This is a genomic window from Pseudoalteromonas sp. NH0006-26, from assembly GCF_057552415.1.
Map to the genome: position 1 here is coordinate 47132 of NZ_BAAJMJ010000003.1, position 25166 is coordinate 72297.

19 protein-coding genes are annotated in these 25166 nt (G+C 41.1%); 7 read left to right on the forward strand and 12 right to left on the reverse strand.

Annotated features, from left to right (window positions below; translation table 11 throughout):
• Positions 1–37: 37 nt before the first annotated feature.
• From hutH to hutC, 3 genes are read right to left on the reverse strand one after another with little or no spacing between them, the layout of a single operon-like run.
• Positions 38–1570 carry a histidine ammonia-lyase gene (gene hutH / locus AC27JR_RS05220; RefSeq protein ID WP_487172982.1) on the reverse strand — a complete coding sequence of 511 codons (1533 nt, stop codon included), beginning with the start codon at positions 1568–1570 and terminating at the stop codon, positions 38–40.
• Positions 1567–3246: a urocanate hydratase gene (hutU, locus tag AC27JR_RS05225; protein ID WP_487172983.1), complete on the reverse strand. Its 1680-nt coding sequence runs from the start codon at positions 3244–3246 to the stop codon at positions 1567–1569. The genes hutH and hutU overlap by 4 nt, the downstream gene beginning before the upstream one ends.
• A 29-nt stretch (positions 3247–3275) precedes the next feature.
• Positions 3276–3998, reverse strand: a complete 723-nt coding sequence (hutC, locus tag AC27JR_RS05230; protein ID WP_487172984.1) for a histidine utilization transcriptional repressor HutC — start codon at positions 3996–3998, stop codon at positions 3276–3278.
• A 110-nt stretch (positions 3999–4108) separates the two neighbouring features.
• On the opposite strand from hutC, the gene hutI reads away from it, so the two are divergent.
• Together hutI and AC27JR_RS05240 are read left to right on the forward strand one after the other, a co-directional pair.
• Complete coding sequence (hutI, locus tag AC27JR_RS05235; RefSeq protein ID WP_487172985.1) at positions 4109–5356, forward strand: imidazolonepropionase; 1248 nt, start codon at positions 4109–4111, stop codon at positions 5354–5356.
• 57 nt (positions 5357–5413) lie between these two features.
• Positions 5414–7138: an EAL domain-containing protein gene (locus AC27JR_RS05240; RefSeq protein ID WP_487173182.1), complete on the forward strand. Its 1725-nt coding sequence runs from the start codon at positions 5414–5416 to the stop codon at positions 7136–7138.
• 4 nt (positions 7139–7142) lie between these two features.
• Here AC27JR_RS05240 and AC27JR_RS05245 read toward each other — a convergent pair whose 3' ends face one another.
• Both AC27JR_RS05245 and rraA read right to left on the reverse strand, forming a co-directional pair.
• Positions 7143–8192, reverse strand: a complete 1050-nt coding sequence (locus AC27JR_RS05245) for a formimidoylglutamase (RefSeq protein WP_487172986.1) — start codon at positions 8190–8192, stop codon at positions 7143–7145.
• A 1-nt stretch (position 8193) separates the two neighbouring features.
• Complete coding sequence (rraA, locus tag AC27JR_RS05250) at positions 8194–8691, reverse strand: ribonuclease E activity regulator RraA (RefSeq protein ID WP_008465762.1); 498 nt, start codon at positions 8689–8691, stop codon at positions 8194–8196.
• Positions 8692–9094: 403 nt separating this feature from the next.
• On the opposite strand from rraA, the gene AC27JR_RS05255 reads away from it, so the two are divergent.
• Positions 9095–10975 (forward strand): methyl-accepting chemotaxis protein, encoded by a 1881-nt coding sequence (locus AC27JR_RS05255; protein ID WP_487172987.1) that lies wholly within the window; start codon positions 9095–9097, stop codon positions 10973–10975.
• A gap of 24 nt (positions 10976–10999) precedes the next feature.
• On the opposite strand, the gene AC27JR_RS05260 is transcribed toward AC27JR_RS05255, so the two are convergent.
• The 5 genes from AC27JR_RS05260 to priA form a co-directional block, all read right to left on the reverse strand.
• A complete protein-coding gene (locus tag AC27JR_RS05260; protein WP_487172988.1) occupies positions 11000–11374 on the reverse strand; it encodes a gamma-butyrobetaine hydroxylase family protein in 375 nt (124 codons plus the stop codon).
• Positions 11375–11434: 60 nt separating this feature from the next.
• A complete protein-coding gene (gene hslU / locus AC27JR_RS05265; RefSeq protein ID WP_008465766.1) occupies positions 11435–12763 on the reverse strand; it encodes an ATP-dependent protease ATPase subunit HslU in 1329 nt (442 codons plus the stop codon).
• A gap of 12 nt (positions 12764–12775) precedes the next feature.
• Entirely contained in the window at positions 12776–13294 is a 519-nt protein-coding gene (gene hslV / locus AC27JR_RS05270) for an ATP-dependent protease subunit HslV (RefSeq protein WP_008115012.1), read from the reverse strand.
• Positions 13295–13374: 80 nt separating this feature from the next.
• Positions 13375–13902: an SPOR domain-containing protein gene (locus AC27JR_RS05275; RefSeq protein ID WP_487172989.1), complete on the reverse strand. Its 528-nt coding sequence runs from the start codon at positions 13900–13902 to the stop codon at positions 13375–13377.
• A 20-nt stretch (positions 13903–13922) separates the two neighbouring features.
• Positions 13923–16106 (reverse strand): primosomal protein N', encoded by a 2184-nt coding sequence (gene priA / locus AC27JR_RS05280; RefSeq protein WP_487172990.1) that lies wholly within the window; start codon positions 16104–16106, stop codon positions 13923–13925.
• Positions 16107–16336: 230 nt separating this feature from the next.
• On the opposite strand from priA, the gene rpmE reads away from it, so the two are divergent.
• The gene (gene rpmE, locus AC27JR_RS05285) at positions 16337–16552 is read left to right on the forward strand and encodes a 50S ribosomal protein L31 (RefSeq protein WP_008115018.1); all 216 of its coding nucleotides are present in this window, start codon (positions 16337–16339) and stop codon (positions 16550–16552) included.
• A gap of 524 nt (positions 16553–17076) precedes the next feature.
• On the forward strand, positions 17077–18318 hold the full coding sequence (locus tag AC27JR_RS05290) for a malic enzyme-like NAD(P)-binding protein (protein ID WP_008465773.1): 1242 nt from the start codon (positions 17077–17079) through the stop codon (positions 18316–18318).
• 72 nt (positions 18319–18390) lie between these two features.
• On the opposite strand, the gene metJ is transcribed toward AC27JR_RS05290, so the two are convergent.
• Positions 18391–18711, reverse strand: coding sequence for a met regulon transcriptional regulator MetJ (metJ, locus tag AC27JR_RS05295; RefSeq protein ID WP_008115021.1), 321 nt, complete (start codon positions 18709–18711; stop codon positions 18391–18393).
• 198 nt (positions 18712–18909) lie between these two features.
• Here metJ and metB point away from each other — a divergent pair, with 198 nt between their 5' ends.
• Both metB and metL read left to right on the forward strand, forming a co-directional pair.
• Positions 18910–20157, forward strand: coding sequence for a cystathionine gamma-synthase (metB, locus tag AC27JR_RS05300; protein ID WP_487172991.1), 1248 nt, complete (start codon positions 18910–18912; stop codon positions 20155–20157).
• Positions 20158–20208: 51 nt separating this feature from the next.
• Complete coding sequence (gene metL, locus AC27JR_RS05305) at positions 20209–22554, forward strand: bifunctional aspartate kinase/homoserine dehydrogenase II (protein WP_487172992.1); 2346 nt, start codon at positions 20209–20211, stop codon at positions 22552–22554.
• A 48-nt stretch (positions 22555–22602) separates the two neighbouring features.
• On the opposite strand, the gene AC27JR_RS05310 is transcribed toward metL, so the two are convergent.
• Entirely contained in the window at positions 22603–25077 is a 2475-nt protein-coding gene (locus tag AC27JR_RS05310; protein ID WP_487172993.1) for a penicillin-binding protein 1A, read from the reverse strand.
• Positions 25078–25166: the final 89 nt, after the last annotated feature.

Here is a 25166-nt window from a genome sequence, read left to right on the forward strand (position 1 = left end):
ATACGTTAGTAAATCTCTTAACCAGAGTTCACGCTATTTAATAAGAAGGTAAGGGTGAGTGGATTATGAAGTCGCACAACTTACCTTCACTTAGTAGTGTGTTAGCCGCTTCAATATCGGGGGCAAAGTAGCGGTCTTTATCGTAATAGCTAACATGTTGGCGTAGCAGTGCTTTTGCATTTTCTACCTGCTCACACGCATGTAGTGGCGCTCTAAATTCTAGCCCTTGAGAAGCACTCAGCCATTCAATGGCTAACACGCCTTGCGTATTATTAGCCATATCAACTAAGCGTCTAGCGGCAAAGGTTGCCATAGAAACATGGTCTTCTTGGTTAGCTGAGGTCGGTAAGCTATCTACCGAGGCCGGGTGTGCTAGTGATTTGTTCTCTGAGGCGAGCGCAGCTGCGGTCACTTGAGCAATCATAAACCCTGAATTTACCCCACCGTTTTCGACTAAAAAGGGCGGTAATTTTGATAAATTAGAGTCAATCAATAATGCTATGCGTCGCTCAGCTAAGGCGCCAATTTCGGCAATGGCAATAGCAAGATTATCAGCGGCCATAGCAACGGGCTCAGCATGAAAGTTTCCGCCTGAAATAATATCCCCTACATCGGCAAAAACGAGTGGGTTATCGGTTACCCCGTTTGATTCACATAGTAATACTTCGGCGGCTTGGCGTATTTGGGTTAAGCACGCACCAAGTACTTGCGGTTGGCAACGAAGGCAATAAGGGTCTTGTACTTTTTCACAATTAATATGTGAGTCACTAATTTGTGAGTGGGTGCTTAATAGCTCTCTAAAGACGTGCGCTGTATCAATTTGCCCTTGTTGACCACGAACCTCATGAATACGAGCATCAAATGGTGCACGACTGCCCATGGCGGCTTCTATGCTGATAGAGCCAATTACACAGCTTTGTGCGTACAAGTCTTCGGCTCTAAATAATCCCTGCAGTGCAAATGCAGTAGAGGCTTGTGTGCCATTTAATAAAGCTAAGCCTTCTTTTGCAGCTAATGTCAGTGGCTCAAGCCCTGCAATTTTTAGCCCTTGCTCTGCACTTATTAACTCTCCTTGGTAGCGCATTTTCCCTTCACCTAATAAAGGTAAGCACATATGGGCAAGGGGGGCTAAATCGCCTGATGCACCCACGGAGCCCTTTTTAGGCACGCATGGGTAGACTTCATTTTTAAGTAGTTGAATAAAAAACTCAATCACTGCTAAACGAATACCAGAATAACCCCGTGATAAAGAATTTACTTTTAGGGTGATCATTAATCTGACCGTGCTGTCATCCATTAACTCGCCAATACCCGCAGCATGTGAAAGCACAATACTGCGTTGTAATAGTTCTAGCTCATCATTCGCTATTTTAGTATTGGCTAATAAGCCAAAGCCGGTATTAATACCATAGACAGTGCGCTGCTCGTTTATTACGTTTTGAACGGTTTGTGCGCTAGCCGCTATTTGCGTGGCGGCCTCAGTTGCCAAAGTTAAATTTATAGGTGATTGATTAATTTTTCTTAAGGTATTTAATTCAAGCTGACCTGGTGTGAGAGTGTATGAAATCATGACTTATCCTTGTTAAGCATAGGTAGGTCTAGGTTTTGTTGTTGTGCACAGTTTTTTGCAATGTCATAACCAGCATCGGCATGGCGCATTACACCGGTAGCAGGATCGTTCCACAGCACTCTTGCAAGGCGTTGCTCTGCTTCATCGGTACCATCGGCAACAATAACCACACCTGAATGTTGACTAAAGCCCATACCTACACCACCGCCATGGTGAAGCGATACCCAAGTAGCACCGCCAGCGGTATTGAGCAGGGCATTTAATAAAGGCCAATCAGAGACTGCATCGGAGCCATCTTGCATGCTTTCTGTTTCACGGTTAGGACTGGCAACTGAGCCTGAGTCAAGATGATCACGGCCAATAACCACCGGTGCTTTAAGCTCACCGTTTTTAACCATTTCATTAAAGGCAACCGCTAGACGCGCGCGGTCTTTTAAGCCAACCCAACAAATACGTGCAGGCAAGCCTTGAAATTGAATTCGCTCACGCGCCATATCAAGCCAGTTATGCAAATGCTTATCATCAGGGATTAGTTCTTTTACTTTTGCGTCTGTTTTGTAAATATCTTCGGGATCGCCTGAGAGTGCTACCCATCTAAATGGACCAATACCTTCACAAAATAATGGACGAATATAAGCAGGTACAAACCCAGGGAAATCAAATGCATTAGTGACGCCTTCTTCGAGCGCCATTTGACGAATATTATTGCCGTAATCAGTCGTTGCCGCGCCCGCATCTTGCAGTGCCAGCATCGCCGTTACTTGAACAGCCATTGATTGTTTGGCTGCTTTGACCACTGCTTGTGGATTATCGATTCGCATTTTTGCTGCATGCTCCATACTCCAACCTTGTGGCAGGTAGCCGTTAAGCGGATCATGGGCTGAGGTTTGATCGGTGACTATATCGGGAGTAATACCACTTTTTACTAAGGTACTAAAAACATCGGCAGCGTTACCCAGTAAACCCACAGAAAGCGCTTCACCTTTTACACAGGCATCGGTTATTAATTTTAATGCGTGCTCAAGGTCTGTGGCTTTTACATCGACGTACCCTGTTTTTATTCGAAAATCGATACGGCTTTCATCACATTCCACCACTAAGGCACTAAAGCCGGCCATGGTTGCTGCTAATGGTTGTGCACCGCCCATTCCTCCTAGGCCACCTGTTAATACCCACTTACCTTTAGCATTGCCTGAGAAGTGTTGTTTTGCCATAGCCACAAAGGTTTCGTAGGTGCCTTGAACAATCCCTTGAGAACCAATATAAATCCAAGAGCCAGCGGTCATTTGGCCGTACATCATCAAGCCTTTTTTATCTAACTCGTTAAAATGTTCCCAGTTAGCCCAGTGCGGAACAAGGTTAGAATTTGCAATTAATACCCGTGGTGCATTGCTATGAGTTTTAAATACACCCACCGGTTTGCCAGATTGCACTAATAGGGTTTCGTCATCTTCTAGGCGCTCAAGCGTTTCAATTATTTTGTCGTAGCTTGGCCAGTCACGCGCAGCACGACCAATCCCACCATACACCACCAAAGCTTGAGGGTGCTCGGCAACGTCAGGGTCTAAGTTATTCATTAGCATGCGTTTAGCTGCTTCGGTTTGCCAGCTTTTAGTAGATATTTGATTACCATGCTGTGCGCGTATTGTGCGCTGTGTGTCCAGTCGATGATTCATTTTTCACTCCTGTTAAATAGTGTTAAGCGTTATGCGCTTTTATTATTATTTTTAAATGTTAATTGTCCGCCCAAGCGATACTTACTGCCCGGCGATATAAGTCGTGCAAAGCTTACAATTCCGTTTATCGACCAAGTGCGGCGTATAACTTGTAAACAAGGCTCTTCATTATATAAGTTAAGCCATTGGCACATTTCACTGCTTGGCGTAATAGCCTCTACCGTGTGCCTCGCTTGCGTTAAAGGGGCAACTGTTGATAAGTATTCATATGGGGTTAGGGCGGTAAAATCTTGTTGTAAATAATCCTTAGCAAGGGGGGGATTTACAAAGCGCTCTTCGACTTGTAAGGGACTGTCGTTTTCGTTATGAATAATGACACTGCGATACACCACACTATCTACTTCCACACCTAAAGCAATTGCAATTGGCGCGACAGCATTAATTGATTCCAATACTTGCACTGTGCAGCTGTAGTTTCCGTTTCGCTCTTTTACTTCATTGGCGATGTTTTTAATTTCAAGTAATGACGACTGTGATTTGAAGCTTGCTACAAACGTGCCTAGCCCTTGGCTACGAGTTAAAATACCCGCATCAGTGAGCTCACTGAGGGCTCGACGTGCGGTCATTCTGCTTACCGTAAACTGTTTTGCTAGTTCATTTTCTGAGGGTACGCGTTGGTTTTCAAGCCAAAGTCCGCTGCGTATTTTGTCCACAATAAACTGTTTTATTTGCGTAAACTTAGGTGTTGGCATAAATACTTTTAGTATATTAAAAATAAACAATACCTAGTAAGATGGCACAATCATCTTGTATATACAAGATGTGTTGTTAAACTCGTTTGAACACTATCGCGGAGAAATTTATGCAAGCTACAGAATCCACAGAACAATTAAATGATATCGATTTACTGCTCACCGATGCCAATATTGCCACTATGGATAGCAATATTGATGCGCCTTATGGAGCGATAGAGAATGCGGCTTTAGCAATTAAAAATGGCAAAATAGTATGGCTAGGTGAGCAAACTGAGTTACCTGATTTTGATGTGTTAGCCACTCCGACATTAAGTGTGAAAGGGCAGTGGTTAACGCCTGGCTTAATTGATTGTCATACTCACTTAGTGTTTGCCGGTTCTCGTGCAAAGGAGTTTGAGCAGCGTTTGCAGGGAGTGAGTTATCAGCAAATTGCTGCGCAAGGGGGCGGAATTGCAAGCACCGTAAAAGCAACCCGAGAGGCTGATCATGAGCAACTGTTTGTAGCCGCAAAAGAACGTTTAAATGCACTGTTAGCAGAAGGCGTAACTACAGTTGAAATTAAGTCAGGGTATGGGCTTGATATCGAAAATGAGAAAAAAATATTAGAGGTGGCTAGGCTATTAAACCAACATCATCCAATTGAAATAATTAACAGCTTTTTAGGCGCGCATGCATTACCTTTAGAGTTTAAAAATCGCAGTGATGATTATATAGATTTAGTGTGTAATGAAATGCTCAACACACTTGTTGAACATGATTTAGTCGATGCGGTTGACGTATTTTGTGAGGATATTGGCTTTAGTTATGCGCAAACGCAGCGAGTATTTGATGCGGCTAAAAAACTGGGTTTAGCAATTAAGTGCCATGCGGAGCAGTTATCTAATCAACAAGGTGCTGCGCTGGTGGCGCAATACAATGGTTTGTCTGCGGATCATTTAGAATACCTTGATGAAACAGGTGTTAAAGCTATGGCCAATGCAGGCACTGTGGCGGTATTACTGCCCGGTGCTTTTTATTTTTTAAAAGAAACGAAATACCCTCCGATTGAGCTGTTAAATAAATACAAGGTCCCCATCGCAATTGCCACTGACTTCAATCCCGGCACATCACCGTTATGTTCGTTGCAATTAATGATGAATATGGCTTGTACTTTATTTAATTTTACTCCAGAGCAAGCATTAATGGGAGTTACGGCACATGGGGCTCGGGCTCTAGGTTTTACTGATAGAGGGGTATTAAAAGTCGGCGCTCGCGCCGATATAGCACATTGGCAAATTGAGCATCCAGCACAATTAAGTTATCAGTTTGGGGTAAATAAACTGTTAAATCTATGGATATTGGGTAAACTTAGCTAATTATAAGACTTAACTCTTAAACCTATGTTTTATTTAATGTCAGTGAGTACCTCAGCTATGGATGGAACGCTATTGAGCTACAGCAATTTAGCTATTTTTTTAAGTGGTGCACTTTTAATGGCAATGGTTGCTGCGTTGTTAACCGTTAAAAGTAACGTAATGAGGCTCAGCTTTTTATGCACTGGGCTGATTGGTTTAGCTATGGTGAGTACTGCGATACCTTGGTTTGCTGTGCTATTGGCCCTAGGTTTTGGCTTTCATTTATATCAAGCGAATTTGCTAAAACAAAAAGCACCGTTACTTATCAGTGCCTGTGCCACAGGATTACTTGTTTTATTATTGGCAGGTCATCTCTTTTTTGCGCTGCACTTGGCATGGCTACTCATTCCAATTTTACTGCTTAGTAGCAGTGATTTTTTAATAGATAATACGCTGCAGGTTGCTCCATCTTTAAAGCCACAAACTGAGCCTGAGGTGTATGTTGAAAACTCACCTTTAGCCAGCTTCCCTGATAAACAACAGTTACGTCAAAAATATAATGAACTAAGCAATGAAGATTCATTAGTCGCAGCACTCATAGTATTAAGGCTCGAAGGCTTTGCCCAAGTTAATCAACATATTGGTCGAGATTTTGGTGATTTATTATTATCGCAGTCAGCAAATAGAATAAAAGATTTATTAGATAGCGATGAAGTGTTTTATCTTGCTGAGCACGCTAAATTAGCGCATTTGGGTGGGTTAAACTTTGCATTTATTTGTGATTTACAGAGTCATAATCATTTACATCAACAGCTTATAAAGCAAATTATTGGTGCTACTTTAAAGCCCTTTAATGTAGCTAATTGCACAATTGAAGTAAAAGTAAGAGCCAGTTATGTACACTGTGATCAACAAAGCAGCAGCTTTGATGATCTAATCAGTCATGCTTACCTAGCACTTGATAGTCAGCCAGCTAAACAAATAGTAGCTTATCATCAGCAAATGACGATTGAGCATTTAGAGCAGCAATCGCGATTAACTGAGCTGGCGAATATCAGTTTTGCTGATGAGTTCGAACTGTTTTTTCAACCAGTTATTCGAAATGACGATGGTCAAATTGAATTTTTAGAGTTGTTGTTACGTTGGCAGCATCCAACCCAAGGGACTTTATCGGCGAGTCGGTTTATTAACGATATTAGAATTGCAGGGCTTGGTTATTCTCTCGCGACCTTTGTTATTGAGCGAGCAGGTGAATTGGCCATGGCACTTCGTATGGAAGGAATGTCGGTGCCTTTAAGTGTTAACTTATTTGGCCCAGAAATGCTCAACGAAGAGTTTGTTGATTTTGTTTATGGAATTATCGGTGAACATCAACTCAGGCCAGGTGATTTAATTCTAGAGTGCCCGCTACACATTTTTACTAGCCTAGATGATAAAGGTAGAGCCATGATTGCAAGGCTTAACAGTTTAGGCTTAAAAGTGTGCGTTGATGGTTTGGGTGATAATCCTGTATTGCTTTCTAAGTTACCTAGTTTAGCGGTGGAGTATATTAAAGTATCGCCTGCATTAACTGCAGACTTTAGTAATCAAAATAATATACGTAGTTTAGTAAGTGGTATGGTTGAAATGCATAACCAGCAACAAACGAAAGTTATTTTTGAAGGGGTCGAGACACTGGATCAACTAAAATTTGTGAAAAGCCTAAAAGCCTATGCTTCACAGGGTTACTATTTTGGACATCCATTGAGCAGTTTAGGGTTAATGAGTTGGTTTAAGCAATGGTTAGAAGCACAAGAACTTTAAGCACTTACAGGCTCAGTTTTGTCTGTAAATAGGTGTTGACTAAAGCGCTGATCACTTGGCCACACTGTAAGTTACCCGCGGCTATAGAGTGGGGGTGTTGTGGTGGCGCTGCTTCGCATAAGTGTAAATAAGCACTACGGGGATCACTTGCAGCTAAGTAAACATAATGCTCACCATCGCTGACATCAAAACCACAATAATTAAATGCACTTGCAGGCATATTGGTTAAGCTATCTAAATCAACTTCTATTCCTAACGGTGCGTTATCAAATCCATGGAGTGCATGGGTGGTTGCCTCCGTTAAGTTTATTTCGCGCTTCACATTAATTGTCTGATAGCTGGTGTAGCTAAAATTAGCACTCTGCATGGCATTAAAAATAGGTTGATTGTTTTTTAGCTCATGTAAGCCAATAACATGGTAATTATTGAGCAGCTGCTCTTGGTAAGCATAGCTAAACCCGTTACCACTGTGCCTACCTTCACACTCGCGAAAGTCGGCATGGGGATCTAAATTAATCGCGTTAATTGCGTTTTGGTTATGTTTGGCAAGTGCGCGAATAATACCTAAACAGTTATTATGTCCGCCGCCAATAATAATAGGTTCGAGGCCCGCTTTAAAAATCATGTTTAAAATTGCTTCAACCCGTACATCAATCTCAGCGCACAACTGACGTAATTGGTCTAAATCGAGAGGATTTTGGTTATCAAGCGGGTGTGCTTGTTGCATTAAATCATCGAGGTTGACTTCACCAAGCAGTAACACTTTTTGCATGACAATAGTGTCATTGTGAGGTTGGTTTAAAAAACGTTGTAAAAAAGCAGGCCACGCATACTGTGCACCGCCTTTTCCTAAGTTGGCTCTCGGTCCAATATCTTCACAAATACCAAGTAAAACAAAACGCATACCAAATTGTACGGCATCAGCAAGCGCTTGTTGAATATTATCGCGGGCATCAAGTAATGCCATCGACTGCCACGCTTTTAGCTCTCCAGCACGGCCAGAGCAAAGTTCCTTTACCGTGCTTTCGTTATATATTTTAAGGGGTACGGCCACGCTACAGTTCTATAATTTCTAGTTCTAACTCTTCAGCAGAAAGCACAATACCTGTACTGTCAGCATAAACAAAGTCATCATCAAAAAATGATACGCCAGCAAAATTAACGCCTATACCGCTTTCGCCCGCACCTTCACTGTCTGCTGCAACAGGAATTGATGCAATAGCTTGAATTCCTAAATCAAGTTCTTCAAGCTCATCAACGTGACGTAATGCACCATATACAATAATGCCTTGCCAATTGTTTTCAAGTGCCAGCTCAGCCAGCTCAATATCAATTAATGCTCTGCGAGTTGAGCCGCCACCATCAATAAGTAAAATCTGATCAGTACCATCTTGAGAAAGTAATTGGCGGATCAGTTCATTGTTTTCAAAACATTTTACCGTTTTAATGCGGCCACCAAAGCTGTGTCGACCACCAAAGTTGATGAACATAGGTTCAAGCACGTCAACCACATCAGCAAAGTGGTCGCATAAATCAGAAGTGCTGTAATCCATTATTTTATCCTCAAAAGATACATAAGTTAGAAACTCAGTATACCCTCCTTATATGCAATAACAACGACTTAATCGCAGTAAATTTAGCCATAATTAGAACTAAATCAATTATAAGAATAATAATTCTTTCATAAACTTGTCATTTATTCACAACAAGATTATAAACAGGTGTATTGCTTGCTGATACGGTTGAAGATTTTCCTTAGTCAGTGGCAATAGTCGTAAAATTGAGCAATACTGTTGTTAGGCCAATGGTTTTTATATTGTCCATTTGTTTAAAAGGAGTTTGTTAATGGTTAAATTTTACCGGCGACCCTTTTTATTTTTTATTCAAAATTAATGATTTAAATGAAAGGAAGCACCACGTTATACTGCGCTGGCAAATTTAATATAGGTATTTACAATGAATTTTTTACAGAATCTGATGATAAAACGCCGTTTGCAACTAAACGCCCTTGTAGTAGGCTTAGCAATGATTGTCATGCTATGCATCATCATTTATGAAGCACGTATTATGCTTAAATTAAATGAAACAATTCAGTACGCTGAAGAGCTAGATATACACGAGCTTTCGATGCGCAAATATGAGAAAGATTTTTTATTTTATAAAGATGAAAGTAGCTTAGATTTATTCACTAAAGAATATAAACAACTGCAGCTTAAATTAGAAAAGCTATCTGTTTTATCAACAGACTTAAATATTGCCACGGCCCAGGTAAGCCAATTCTCGGCGCTTGCAAAACAATACTACGATGACTTTCAGGTTGTTGTAAAACTGCAACGTAAGATAGGCTTACATCCCAAAGATGCACTTTACGGCGAACTTCGTGAAGCTGTTCACAGCATTGAAACGTTACTCAATGAGCAAAATAATTATCAGCTACTTACTACCATGCTGCAGCTACGCCGTGCTGAAAAAGATTTTATGTTACGCTTGGATACAAAATACCTAGACCGATTTAATAAATTAGCAGTGGAGTTAAAACAGCAAGTAAGCGCCGCCGATTTACCCAATCAGACCCGCAGTCAATTAGCATCGTTAATGAGTAATTACCAAAGTAAATTTACCGCGTTAGTAGAGGCGCAGGTAGCACTGGGTGTCGATTTAAATTCGGGCGCCTTGGGTAAAATGAGGATAAGTGTTAAAAAGAGTGATGAAGTGGTTTCTTACATTACAGCTGCCACTAAAGAACAAGTAAGTGAAACAGCCAATCAAGCACAGCTATTAGCAATAGTGATTTTTGTGATTGCCAGTGTGATTGTTATGGCGCTTGTGTACTTAACTAGTCGTTCAATTATTCAGCCTATTGAAAGGGTGTATCAAGCAATAGATGAAATTAGGCGCAATAACGATTTAAGTTTATTTATAGAGCATAAAGGAAAAGATGAAGTAACCAGAATGACCATAGACTTTAATAGTTTAATTGGTGACTTCAAAAAACTAATTTATGAAGTAAATACAGCATTGAAAACGTTAAACATTGCGACTGAAGATTTATCTAACACAACGGCAGCAACTAGCTCAGGAATGCAAGAGCAGTTACATGAAGCCGACATGGTAGCCACCGCTGCGACAGAGATGCAGGCGACAATTCAAGATATTTCACATAATACTGAAGCTGCGGCTAAAAAGGCAGAGTCGACTAACGAGAGTGCCTTACAAGGTCAGGTTGAGGTTGAGTCAACCATTAAGCACATTAATGCGTTGTCTGATTCTTTGGTAAATGCTTCAGGTGTGGTGTCACAGCTTGAAAAAGATGGTGAAACTATTGGCTCAGTGCTTGATGTAATTCGTGCTATTGCTGAACAAACTAATTTACTGGCTTTAAATGCTGCTATTGAAGCGGCGAGAGCCGGTGAGCAAGGTCGCGGCTTTGCGGTTGTTGCCGATGAAGTACGTTCACTAGCCCAGCGTACGCAAGAGTCGACTAGCGAAATAGAAGGTATTATTAATACCTTGCAACAGCGCACTCAAGAGGTAGTAAGTATTATGCATCAATGTCGAGCTCAAGGTGGCGAAAGTGCAACACAAGCAACTAAAGCGGGTGAGCTGCTAGGATCTATTACACTTGATGTGCAAACAATTATGGAAATGAGTACACAAATTGCTGTGGCGATTGATGAGCAAAGCCAAGTTGCATCAGAAGTGAATAAAAATGTAGTGCGAATTCGTGATATCGCTCAAAGCGCGTCAGAACATGCGGCTAATAACGCACAAACCAGTGAAGAGGTTTCAGCGCAAGCACGCGTACTACACAGTGCGATTGATAAATATAAAGTTTAAGCTTTGCTATACAACCAATAAAGTTTAAGGAACAAACTTTATTGGTACACTGTCTTTGTTATTTTCATGTTGTGTAACACGTTCTAAATAAGTGTCCCATAAATTAGTATGTTCGGCTTGTAATTTAGCCAAATATTGCCAGCTAAACAATCCGCTGTTATGCCCGTCGTCAAACTCTAAACGCAACGCGTAATGTCCTACGGGTGTAATGCTTTTAATGCCCACTGTTTGTTTATTAAGTACTAACTTTATAGGCTCAGAGCCATGGCCTTGCACCTCGGCTGAGGGAGAGTGAACCCGTAAAAACTCGTTACTGAAGGTTGCCTCTGAATGATCATCAAAGAACACATCTAAATTTTTACTCACACTATGATAGTGCACTTTAATTACTTGTTTCATCGTCATCTCACTTACAAAAAAGCCTCCATGCTGGAGGCTTTAGTATACATTAAACGGCTGTTAAAGAATAAAGCGGCTTAAGTCTTCATCTTCAACCAGCGCACCTAGGTGTTTTTCAACATAGGCGGCGTCAATAACAAGGCTTGAACCTGCTTTTTCAGAAGCGTCATATGAAATTTCTTCCATTAGCCTTTCCATAACGGTATGTAAACGGCGCGCACCGATGTTTTCGGTTTTTTCGTTTACTTGCCATGCTGCTTTAGCAATACGCTCAATTGCATCGTCGCTAAATTCAATAGCGACTTGCTCTGTTTTGAGTAGCTCGCGTTGTTGCTCTGTAAGTGACGCGTGTGGCTCAGTTAAAATGCGTTTAAAGTCATCGGCTGTAAGTGCTTCAAGTTCAACACGAATTGGTAAACGGCCTTGTAACTCCGGGATCATGTCTGATGGTTTAGACATTTGGAATGCACCTGAGGCAATAAATAGCATGTGATCAGTTTTAACCATGCCATGCTTAGTGTTAACTGTAGAGCCTTCAATAAGCGGTAGTAAATCACGCTGCACACCTTCACGGCTTACATCTGGGCCTGAGGCTTCGCCGCGCTTACAGATTTTGTCGATTTCGTCAATAAACACAATGCCGTTTTGCTCTACCGCAAAAATTGCCTGCTCTTTTAATTCTTCAGGATTAACTAATTTACCGGCTTCTTCTTCGGTAAGTAATTTAAACGCTTCTTTAATTTTAAGCTTACGTTTAGTGCGTTTATCACCACCCATATTTTGAAACATGCCCTGTAACTGGTTGGTCATTTCTTCCATACCAGGAGGAGCCATAATTTCAACATTCGGTTGAGCTTGCGCTAAATCAATATCAATTTCTTTGTCATCTAGCTGGCCTTCGCGTAATTTTTTACGAAACGATTGGCGTGTCGATGAGCTTTCATCGCGCTGAACTTCACCATACTGATCTTTCACTGGAGGCAGTAATACATCTAAAATACGCTCTTCAGCCGCTTCTTCTGCACGGTGTTTAAACTTTTTGGTTTGTTGTTCACGGGTCATTTTGATTGAAACGTCGACTAAATCACGAATGATCGTTTCAACTTCTTTGCCTACATAACCCACTTCGGTAAACTTAGTGGCTTCCACTTTAATAAAGGGAGCATTAGCTAGTTTTGCTAAACGACGCGCAATTTCCGTTTTACCTACGCCTGTAGGGCCAATCATTAAAATATTCTTTGGTGTTACTTCGGCACGTAAATCTTCGTTTAACTGCATACGGCGCCAGCGATTACGAAGGGCAATAGCAACCGCTTTTTTTGCTTTTGCTTGACCAATAATATGCTGGTCAAGCTCATGAACAATTTCTCTTGGGGTCATATCAGACATGGCGGGTTCCTATTACAATTCTTCGATAGTTTGGAAGTTATTCGTAAATACACAGATGTTGCCAGCAATTGTTAGGCTTTTCTCTACAATTTCACGAGCACTTAAGTCGGTATTTTCTAATAAGGCGGTTGCAGCAGATTGTGCAAAATTTCCGCCGCTGCCAATCGCGATCAGGTCGTTTTCAGGTTGTACGACGTCACCGTTACCAGTGATGATCAGTGAGGCTGTTTCATCAGCAACAGCGAGTAGGGCTTCAAGTTTACGTAAGGCACGATCACTACGCCAATCTTTAGCCATTTCTACGGCCGCTTTAGTGAGGTTACCTTGGTGCATTTCTAGTTTGCTTTCAAAACGTTCGAATAGGGTAAAAGCATCAGCAGTACCGCCAGCAAACCCAGCGATTACTTTGCCATTATAAAGGCGTCGAACTTTTCGGGCGTTGCCCTTCATTACTGTGTTACCAAGGGAGACTTGGCCGTCACCACCAATAACAACTTTGTCATCACGGCGTACACTTACGATTGTAGTCATGTTATTCCTCATCATCGCGCTGCAAGGGGCAGCGCGTAAAAAACAATTATGAAGAGGTTATATGGGTGAATGGTTTAAATTCAAGTCCAGCCCCAAATTCCGCAGCCAACGATATTCATTCGTTTCAGTTTGTTCTTATCACTTTCTGCTTGGCGCTTGGTTTCATAAGGTCCTAAACGAACTTTATACCAAATACCATTGGTACCTGTGGTTTTTTTGATCTCTGAAATTAGCCCTGCAAAGGCTATTTTAGCCTTTAAGGTTTCTGCTTGTTGATGCGTTTTAAATGAGCCACATTGCATAACATACGGGCCTTTTTGTTCAAGTTCTTTTACTTCAACTTGAATTTCATGTTCTTTAATTTCTTTAATAAATTTAGGTGGCCGCGGTTTAGCGATTTCAACTTGCTTTTCAGGTGTTGGATTTGCCTGCTTTTCAACAAGATCAGGATCGGCATTATTTTTAACAAACCAGAGTCCATATGCGAAACCACCGACGAGTAATAGTGCAATTAGGGTTAATAACAGCGGAAAGGTTTTTTTAGCCGGTTCTTGTTTGGTGTTTTTTCTATTTTTTGGTTTTTTATTAATATAATCGTGCTGTGCCATGGTGTTATGTGTGGCCTTACCTAAATCATGTCTGTAGGGTCTACGTCTAAACTCCAGCGAACTTTTTGAGCAAGTTTGCTGGTGCTGAGATAATCAACCATTTGTGCAAGATACGGGTGTAAAATGCGTCGTTCTTGCGCTTGAATATGTAATTGAAAACGATACATCCCTGCAATTTTCTCTAAAGGCGCAGGGATTGGTCCAAGCAATTGTATACCAGATACCCCATTGACAGGAACCAAATCCGTTAGAAAGTCGACGACTTGCTTAATGTTATGTCCTTGTGCACGAACTATCGCCATACTGGTGATGGGCGGCAATTGCGCGTCACTGCGCTCAGTAAGTGCAAAGCGGGCAAAATCTTGATAGCCATTATTAACTAAATCTTGTAATAACGGATGCTCAGGAAAGTGAGTTTGTAATAATACCTCACCGGGCTCACCGGAACGCCCTGCTCGCCCAGCAACCTGAGTCACTAATTGCGCAAGGTGTTCTGTTGCCCTAAAGTCACACGAATATAAACCACTATCTACATCTAAAATAAGCACTAAGCTTACATCCGCAAAGTGGTGACCTTTGGCTAGCATTTGCGTACCGACCAAAATGCGTGCGCCACCTTGGTTTATTTCATCCAATGCTTTTTCAAGACTGCCTTTACGTCTCGTTGAGTCGCGGTCTATTCGGCTAATCGGGATGTCTTTAAATTCAGTACTCAAAAATTCTTCTATCTGTTCGGTGCCTTTACCGTTAGGAAATATTTGTGTACTCCCACAATCAGGGCATTGATGCGGTACTTTATATTGGTCACCACAGTGATGGCAAATCATCTGACCGATGGCTTTATGAAAGGTTGCACTTGTGCTGCAGCGATTACATTCACTTAACCAACCACACTCATGACATATTAAAGTGGGTGAAAATCCACGACGGTTTAAAAACACCATCACCTGCTTTCCTTTATTCAGGTGTTGACGCATTATCGCCAGGCTCGCATGGGCAATACCAGCTTGATCGGGCTGACCTTTCATGTCGAGAAGCTTAAATTGATTATCGGTGGCGGTTTGTGCTCGCTCACTCAATGTGAGTAATTGGTATTTGTTATTAATTGCTTTGTGCAGCGTTTCTAATGCGGGAGTCGCACTGCCTAAAATAAGCGGAATGTTATGCTGATAAGCACGATACGCTGCTAAATCGCGTGCATGATAGCGTAAAGTATCTTGTTGTTTAAATGAAGCATCATGTTCTTCATCAACCACAATCATCCCGAGTTTTAAAAAGGGCAGAAAAATACTCGAACGAGTACCTATAACGATGGCACAACTGCCTTTTTCACAAAACCGCCATGTTTGCAGACGCTCGTTATCGGTGAGAGCCGAATGCCATAACATAATTGGCGTATCGGGGAAGCGACGTCTAAAACGATTAACGGTTTGTGGTGTTAAACCTATCTCGGGAACCAGCACTAACGCTTGCTCACCACGCTTTAAAACCTCTTCAAGACACTGTAGATAAACTTCTGTTTTACCACTACCCGTGACACCTTCAAGTAAAAAGCTGTTAAAACCTGTACTTTGATTTATAGCCGTGCAGGCAATGGCTTGTTCTTTATTTAAACGAGGCTTAGTACCCACGGTGGGCGAGGCATGTTGCCATTGATTGTCATGTTCAATAGTTTGCACTATTAACTCTTTTGCTAATAGACTATCAATAGTTTTTTTATTAAACCCGAGTGCTTTTAGTTCCGTTAATGATGACTTACCCGATGCAGATAATTGCTTAAGCAAGTTTAGCTGTGTTTTAGCTTTTAAAGACGGTAAAAGCGCCCCTTTATCGGTTAACTTCAGCATATTTATACTGGTTTTATCAGGGCATTCACCTTGGCGCAGTGCACTCGGTAGTGCAATATGAATAGTTTCACCCAGTGGATAACAATAATAACGCGCAGTAAACTTCAGCAGCTCCAAATGTTGCGCAGATAACACTGGCAAGTCGTCAATAACTTCAATAATAGATTTGATTTTGCCTTCGGGAACTTCTGTATCGGCTTTTAAGTTAAGGATAACTGCTACTTTTCGTTGATTACCAAAAGGGACGAGTACGCGCATGCCTGGCTGTAATTGAGTCGGCGGTAGTAATTGCTCATCCACTTTATAATCAAAGGTGCGAGGTAAGGGGACTTTTATTGCAACTTCAGCAAAACGCATAACAACTCAACTAAGAAACCGAATGGTTTAATGTACTAAAAATAGTATTAAAAGCCCACCAACAAATCCATAATGGCTAGCCGTTTGCCGACTTTTTAGCAAAAAGAATAATTAAAGCTTGTGTGCGTGCGGGTTGTTGGATAAAATTCGCGACCAATAAATTTGTTTTAACGACGTATGGTGCCAGACTTCGGGTTTGGAGAGCGATGCGGCCTTAACTAGAGGTTCCTATGAAAGAAGGTATTCACCCTAAGTACGAAGTAATTTCTGCAACTTGTTCATGCGGAAACAAATTCGAAACTCGTTCTACTTTGTGTAAAGACATTCACTTAGACGTATGTTCTGCGTGTCACCCGTTTTACACTGGTAAGCAAAAGATTTTAGACACTGGCGGCCGTGTTGATCGCTTCAACAAGCGCTTCGGTGCACTTAGCAGCAAAAAATAATTTTTTGTTTCTATGTAAAAAAAGCACCTTAGGGTGCTTTTTTTGTGCCTAAAATTCACTTCTCCCTCCATTTTTATAACAGTTTTGTATTTATTATTTTTGCATAACTATTTCCTGTTCTTATTCTGAATATGCATAAACATTTACAGACAAAATAGCCAATACTCTCTATATTTTTATTTGTTACATTTTAAATATGCTACTTAAATGTAGGTAACGTGAAGTTATTTGTATTTAAAATTAAATAAAGTTCGATATTTCTCTATTTTAATTTGAGACTGAAAAATACGCTTCATCAAAATTGATTCAGGGCAGAAATTACCTGTAATTTTAATTTTTATGACGAATTAATATTTTAAAATTGTCAGGATAATCTAGGGAAGTTGCTGATAAATCACTTAAAATTAACAGTTCTAGCATATAACAGGATAGACCTGATATTGCTTGGAATTTAAAAATAATAAAGGTATCGTAGAATAAAACTACCTCTCACTTTAACTTAAATTGCAGGATATAATCGCGTTATGTCAGATTTTCGTGAACAAGCACTACATTACCATGCCCATCCCGTTCCAGGTAAAATCAGTATTGAGCTGACTAAGCCCGCTGAGACGGTTAAAGACCTCGCGCTCGCATACAGCCCAGGTGTTGCAGAACCTGTTCGTGAAATTGCCGCTGATCCAGCAAATGCTTACAAGTATACTGGTAAAGGAAATATGGTTGCGGTTATTACTAACGGCACCGCAATTTTAGGCTTAGGGAATTTAGGCCCACTTGCCTCAAAACCAGTAATGGAAGGCAAAGCATTATTATTTAAACGTTTTGCAGGACTAGACTCAATTGACATTGAAGTTAAGCATCGCACAACCGAAGACTTTATCAACACGGTTGCGAATATTGCAGACACGTTTGGTGGTATCAATTTAGAAGATATTAAAGCACCAGAATGTTTTGAAATAGAAAAAGCACTTATAGAACGTTGCAGCATTCCTGTGTTTCATGATGATCAACATGGTACGGCAATTGTTACGGCTGCGGGTATGCTAAATGCATTAGAAGTACAAGGCAAAGCAATTGAAGATGCGATTATCGTATGTTTAGGTGCTGGTGCCGCAGCTGTTGCCTGTATGGAGCTTTTAATTAAGTGTGGCGCCTTACGTGAACATATTTATATGTTAGACCGTAAAGGGGTTATTCATACACGTCGTGATGACTTAAATGAATATAAGCAATTATTTGCAAACAATACGGATAAACGTACTTTACAAGATGTAATTGAAGATGCCGATGTGTTTGTTGGTGTATCAGGCCCAAATTTATTAGCCGCCGATGATTTAAAATTAATGGCTGACCGCCCAGTTGTATTTGCATGTTCAAACCCCGATCCTGAAATTGATCCGCAATTAGCACATGCTGCACGCAACGATCTTATTATGGCGACCGGCCGCTCTGATTATCCGAACCAAGTTAACAACGTACTTTGTTTTCCATTTATTTTCCGTGGTGCATTAGATGTACGCGCAAGTGAAATAAACGATGAAATGAAAATAGCTGCTGTAGAGGCAATTCGCAGTATTGCTAAAGAGCCAGTACCGGCTGAAGTACTGACTGCTGCTGGCATCGATAAATTAGAGTTTGGTGCTAAATATATTATACCAAAACCTATGGATCCGCGCTTATTGCCTCGTATCGCCAAAGCGGTTGCTCAAGCTGCAGTTGATTCGGGTGTGGCACAAATTGATATGCCAGAGAACTACATGGCGTAATTTTAAGTGTGAATTAACGCAAAAAAACCTCAGCATTTGCTGAGGTTTTTTTTATAACACAGATAAAGAAATTTAGTCTTCATTTAAAATAGGCACTTCTAGTCCCATTTCTTGCATTATTTTTTTCACCTCTTCAGGTACTTTTTCTGCATTGTCTTTACGTAGATCATCATCATTAGGCAGCGGTTGCCCTGTAAACGCATGCAAAAATGCTTCGCATAAAAGCTCACTATTTGTTGCATGGCGCAAGTTGTTTATTTGACGACGAGTACGTTCATCAGTTAATACCTTTAATACATTTAGCGGGATCGAAACGGTGATCTTTTTTACTTGTTCGGATTTTTTCCCGTGTTCTGCATATGGGTGAATATATTCACCATTCCATTTAGCCATAAGATGTATCGTTGCCTCAGATTATAAATTGCTCACACAGCATCAAAGCGTGTAAATATGCGTGAAATTCTATCGGTTTAAAAAAGATAGTCAAATACTAGTTATTTAGCTATCTAGACATTTAAATGTTTTGACATCTTAAACTGCATGCGCTACCTTTTAGACGTCTAAACATCCAAAATAGTAAAGGTGGCGAAAATGAGTGAAAAAAATAAGGCAACAATTGCTGTTCGTAGTGGAATAGAAGCCGACAAACAGCATGGTGCGGTTGTTCCACCGCTTTATTTATCAACAACTTACTCATTTGCTGACTTTGATACCAAGCGTCAATATGATTATGGCCGCAGTGGTAATCCTAATCGTGACATTTTGGCTGAGGCGCTCACCGAGCTTGAAGGTGGCGCTAAAGGCATTATTACTGCCACAGGCATGGCGGCAGTTCACTTAACCACTCAGTTATTAAATAGTGACGATACGTTAGTGATCCCCCACGATTGTTATGGTGGCAGTTATCGTTTATTTACTTCACTAGAAAAACGCGGCTTGTTGAAACTTGAAGTGGTCGATTTCACTAAAAGCGAAAGCTTATCGCATATTCTTGCTATTAAACCTAAGCTGATCTGGATTGAAACACCGAGTAATCCAATTTTACGATTAACTGATATTAAAGCAGTTACCGATATTGCTAAGCAGTGTGGTGCACTCGTTGCTGCCGATAACACATTTTTATCGCCGGCTTTGCAAAACCCGATTAAATTTGGTGCCGATATTGTGGTTCACTCAACCACTAAATATATCAATGGTCATTCAGATGTTGTTGGTGGTGCAGTTATTGCGGCGAGCGCTGAGCTTGGTGAAGAACTGGCCTGGTGGGCAAATAATATTGGCATTACTGGGGCGCCATTTGATAGCTATTTAACACTCAGAGGCTTACGTACGTTAAATGTGCGTTTGAGACAACACCAAGAAAACGCATTCGCTATTGCACAGTATTTAGAAAGCTCCCCGTTTGTTGCTCAGGTTTACTATCCAGGTCTTGAATCACACCCGCAACATGCGCTTGCTAAGGCGCAGCAGCTTGGCTTCGGTGCTATGGTCAGTTTTGATATAAAAGGCGATATAAACGATGCGGCCGCGTTTTTAACGCGCTTAAATGAGTTTAGTTTAGCGGAATCATTAGGTGGAGTGGAAAGTTTGATTTGTCACCCTGCAACTATGACCCATGCAGGCATGGAAGCGACTGCACGTGCAGAAGCTGGAGTAGGCGACACGCTTATTCGTATTTCGGTGGGTATTGAAGATGTAAAAGACTTACTTACTGATTTAGACAGAGTATTTAATTTAGTACGCCCAGGACAAGCAGATAACGCGCTAGCTGCAAAAAAGGGTGCTAGTGAGTCATTTGGTTCAGCAAAATTAAACGCGGCGCATCCGGCGTTATGGTAGTACCTACCAATTTTGAAAATATAAAAAACATGAAGTCGAGTGGGTATTAACATGGTAAATCAGGTTCATAAATTTGGTGGTTCGAGTTTAAGCTCAGCGGATCGCTTTAAAAGTGTAGCAAATATTATTTTAACTCATGCTCAAGCAGGAGATTGTGTGGTGGTATCGGCTGCCGGGAAAACCACCGATACCTTGGTTAAATTGTGGCAAAGCTATCAACAGCAAGATCCCCAAGCGATTGCTGATATAATTTTGTTATTAAGTAATCATCAATCTGTGCTTATTGAGCAATTGCTTATATCCAGTGCCAAGCATGAAGCTCTCGGTATACTTGCCACTGAGCTAAGCACGATTACCCAGCAGGCCAAGCAAGGTACTTTAGCTGAAGCTTGGCTATTAGCCCATGGCGAATTATGGTCTGCAAGGCTATTAAGTGCTTACTTAGAGCAGCTTAACGTTAGTGCTTGCGCTCATGACGCTAGGCAGTTATTTACTATAGACGCAGGCCAGTTGCAGCATGCTAATAATCAGCAGCAGTGCTTAAAAGCCATAGATACGAGTAAAATTAATGTCGTTACAGGGTTTATTGCGGCTAATTTACTACATGAAACCGTGACCCTGGGACGAAACGGCAGTGATTACAGTGCTACTTTATTAGCGCGATATTGCAATGCTAAAAAAGTGTCTATTTGGACTGACACTCAAGGTGTTTTTAGTACTGATCCACGTAAGGTAGCTAATGCGGTTAAGTATGCGCGTGTGTGCCGCGAACAAGCCAATTTATTAGCGAGACTAGGGAACCCTGTATTACATGCTAAGACATTATCGCCATTAAAAGGGACCGACATAGAGTTAATTGTTCGCAGCAGCTACGATCTGCAAGGCAGTCACACTGAAATAGTTAAACCCGGAATGAGTAAACAAAAGCGTTTTTTAACTACGATTAATAATGTGGATTTACTCACTGTTGATGATTTGAGTGAAGGCGAGGTAGCGCATGCTAGTCAGCTTATTCAGCATAGTTTACATCACTTTGAACAAGCGGGTGAAATCTACTTGGTAGTCCCTGCGTCGGCGACATATCAGCTGGTTAATTATTTTGCTGGCCGAGCCAACATTAGCGAGTCTAACTTAAATGGGGTTGCAATTATTGCATCAAAGCAAGACATAGCGACGCTTGGTAAGCATAGTGCCGCTTTACTTCAAGGGCAATCAATCCAACCTCGTTTTACTCATTTTGATGAAGATTATACGTTATTACTAACCGATCAAGTGCTTGAGAGTGATGTGCTGAGCTTGTTGCATGATAAATTGATTAATAAAGCGCAAGAAATAGCTTTAATTATTGCAGGACTCGGTAATGTAGGTGCTGAATTTATGCGCCAACTACCAGCTCAACTAGCTCGTTTATCATCTGATTTTAACGTTAAGTTAGTGGCATTACTGCGCTCAGAGCAGATGCTGGTTAATGCCAATGGGTTAGACTGTGAAAACTGGCAGCAGCAATGGGAAAACCATGCCAGCCCCTATCAGCAAGCTGATTTATTGTCATACATTGATACGCTTGAGTATGAACATAAGGTAGTGATTGATATCACCGCCAGTGAATGTTTTAGCCACCTTTATAGCCAATTTGTGGAATTAAATTGTCACTTAATTAGTGCCAATAAATACGCAGGCACTGCCCCGCTGAGCTGGTATCAAACATTACGTGAAGATTTGGCGCAGCGAGGCTTACATTGGCGTTATAATGCCAGTGTGGGAGCCGGATTACCGATTAACTTTGCACTGGCCGATTTACAAAACAGTGGTGATAAAATAACGCGTATAGAAGGCGTGTTTTCTGGTACGTTGTCGTGGCTATGCAGTAGTTACGATGGCAGCAAGGCATTTTCAGATTTGGTGCTTGAAGCACAAGCTTTAGGGTTTACCGAGCCTGATCCGCGAGAAGATTTATCTGGGCGAGATATGCAACGCAAATTGCTTATTTTGGCGCGTGAGTTAGGTATTGAATTAGAACTTAATGATATTTCGTTATCTGCGTTAATGCCCGATGAACTAAGTAAAGGCAGTTGGAGTGACTTCCTTGATAACAAGGCAAGCTTAGATGAGTTTATTCAGCAGCATGCACAAGCGGCTCAGCAACAAAATGCATCCCTGTGTTACACCGGACTATTAGAGTTTAAAAACAATAAGCTAAACGCTAAGGTAGGGATTGCTTATGTACCAAAAAGCGAAGCGGTTGCTAATTTAACACCTGGCGATAATATTTTTGTGATTAATACTCAATGGTATAACCAAAACGCATTAGTTATCCAAGGCCCCGGCGCGGGTAAAGAAGTAACAGCTGCAGGTGTTCATTCAGATTTATATTGGCTAGTAAAAAATATTAGTTAGACCATCAAAAAGGCCGCTAATCAGCGGCCTTTTAAGCATAAGTAGCATTTAAAAGAGATCTTCTTCGGTTTTAGTACTTTCTTCAAATACATCATTTGGCTGTGATAGCACATACTTTGTAGGTGCCGTGCCTTTCTCAAAGTATTCAAAGCGGCTGGTATAATCATTTTTATGACTTAATAGCCCCGTTTCTAGGTCGATACGAATTGAAACTAACCCTTCAGGGGGTTCAATTGGCGCAGCGGGTTTACCATCAAGTGCGACTCTCATAAAATCAACCCATGCAGGCTGAGCTGTTTTAGCACCTGACTCTGCACCTGATATTTGGCCACTTGCTAAATTATTATTATAGGTTGAACGTCCCAGTGTATTTCCTGGGTTATCAAAGCCAACCCAAACAGAGGTCATCACATCGCGATTAAAGCCGCTAAACCAAGTATCTACAGAGTCATTCGTGGTGCCTGTTTTACCTGACAGATCGCGACGTTTTAGCGCTTGTGCACGCCATCCTGTACCACTCCAACCTGTTTTATGAGACCAGCTACCACCCCCCCAAATTGCGCTGTTCATAGCACTGGCAATTAAAAATGCATTTTGTTTAGATATAATCTGCGGCGCGCAATTTGGTGCTACTTGCTCACTTAGCATTAGCGAGCTAGGTGTTGTCGCTTCATCATCACAAATTACAGTCGGGTTAGTTTTAAATAAGGTGTTGCCCATGGCATCTTGAATTTCTGAAATAAAGTAAGGTTCGATTAAGTGGCCGCCATTGGCAAAAGTACTCATACCACGAGCTAGCTCTATTGGAGTGATAGATGCGCTACCTAAAGCCAGTGATTCACTGCGATTTATATCTTCATTTGCAAAGCCAAATTTAAGTAAATGATCGGCTGTACGTTGCAAGCCAACACCACGTAATAAACGTACCGAAATCACATTTTTTGATTGTGCTAAAGCACGGCGAATGCGAATAGGGCCATTATAAATGGCAGGGCTATTTTTAGGTCGCCATGCGACACCTTGGCTTTTATCCCATTGATTTATAGGAGCATCATTTAAAATTGACGCTAAGGTGTAGCCTTTTTCAAGTGCAGCAGAGTATATAAATGGCTTAATATTAGAGCCAACTTGGCGTTTAGCTTGCACTGCACGGTTATATTGGCTTTGTTCAAAGCTGTAACCGCCTACAATGGCTTTTATACGCCCGTCTTGTGGGTCTAAAGACACAATGGCGCTTGCAGCTTCAGGGATTTGACTCAAAATATAGCTGTTGTCATCATTTTTACGCAGCCATATTTGCATGCCAGGCGTTAATATATCGCTTGCTGCTTCAGGAGCAAAGCTTTGGCGATAACGGGTGATAAACTTACGTGCCCACTTTAGATTATCCCAAGTCAATGTTGTGCGTTCGCCGCTTTTAAGTATTACTTCCGCGCTTTTGTCTGATACATTTAAAACTGCAGCGGCTTTTAGAGGGCCTAGTTCATTGGCCTCTTTTAAAATGTTTAATAACTTAGAATCAGAAGGTGTGGGCTCTGTTTGTGGATCCCATAAAGTGGCTTCAGGCCCTCTAAATCCATGGCGCATATCATAGGCATGTAAATTGTTAACCAAAGCCGTTTGTGCCGCCTGTTGAATATTTGACTCAACAGAAGTATACACTTTAAATCCAGAGTTATAGGCTTTATCTATACCGTAGCGCGACACCATTTCAGCACGTACCATTTCTGAAATATATGGCGCATATAAGTCAATTTCAGCCCCATGGAAATAGGCGGTAATTGGCTGGCTCGTAGCTTCGTTATACTGCGCTCTAGAAATATATTTTTCATCTAGCATTCGCCCTAACACTACATTTCTTCTGGCCTTGGCTCGCTCTGGATTACGAATAGGGTTAAGTGCTGAAGGCGCTTTGGGTAAACCAGCAATCATTGCCATTTGTGCAAGAGTAAGCTCTTTTAGCTCTTTACCATAATAAACCTGAGCAGCTGCACCAATACCAAAGGCTCGGTTTCCTAGCTCTATTTTATTCAGATAAAGTTCAAAGATTTCATCTTTTGAAAGTAAATTTTCGATATGGATGGCAATAAATATTTCTTTTACCTTACGAATGTAGGCTTTTTCTCGCGTTAAAAAGAAGTTACGAGCCAACTGCATTGTGATTGTACTGGCACCCTGCTTTTTTTCACCGGTAGAAATAAGCACTAGCGCTGAGCGAACAATACCAATTGGATCAATACCAATGTGGTCATAAAAGCGATTATCTTCAGTTGCTAAGAAAGCGTGTAACAAAGGCTCAGGAATTTGGTCTATAGTTACAGGAATTCGCCTTTTTTCACCAAATTGGTTGATTAGAAGCCCATCTTTGGTAAATACTTGCATAGGCGTTTGTAATTGCACGTTTTTTAAAACCTGCACGCTGGGAATATCGGATTTAACGTAGTAATAAAGGCTGAGCAATGTAATTAGTGCAAGTAATGCACAAATGATCAAAAATTGTAAAGTTCTTTTTAATAAAATCACTGATATTTCCCTAAACGGACTCCCAATTACAGGTTGAGACTGCTAGTATATATTGATTAAAAATTGAATAATATTTTTTAAGATATAAA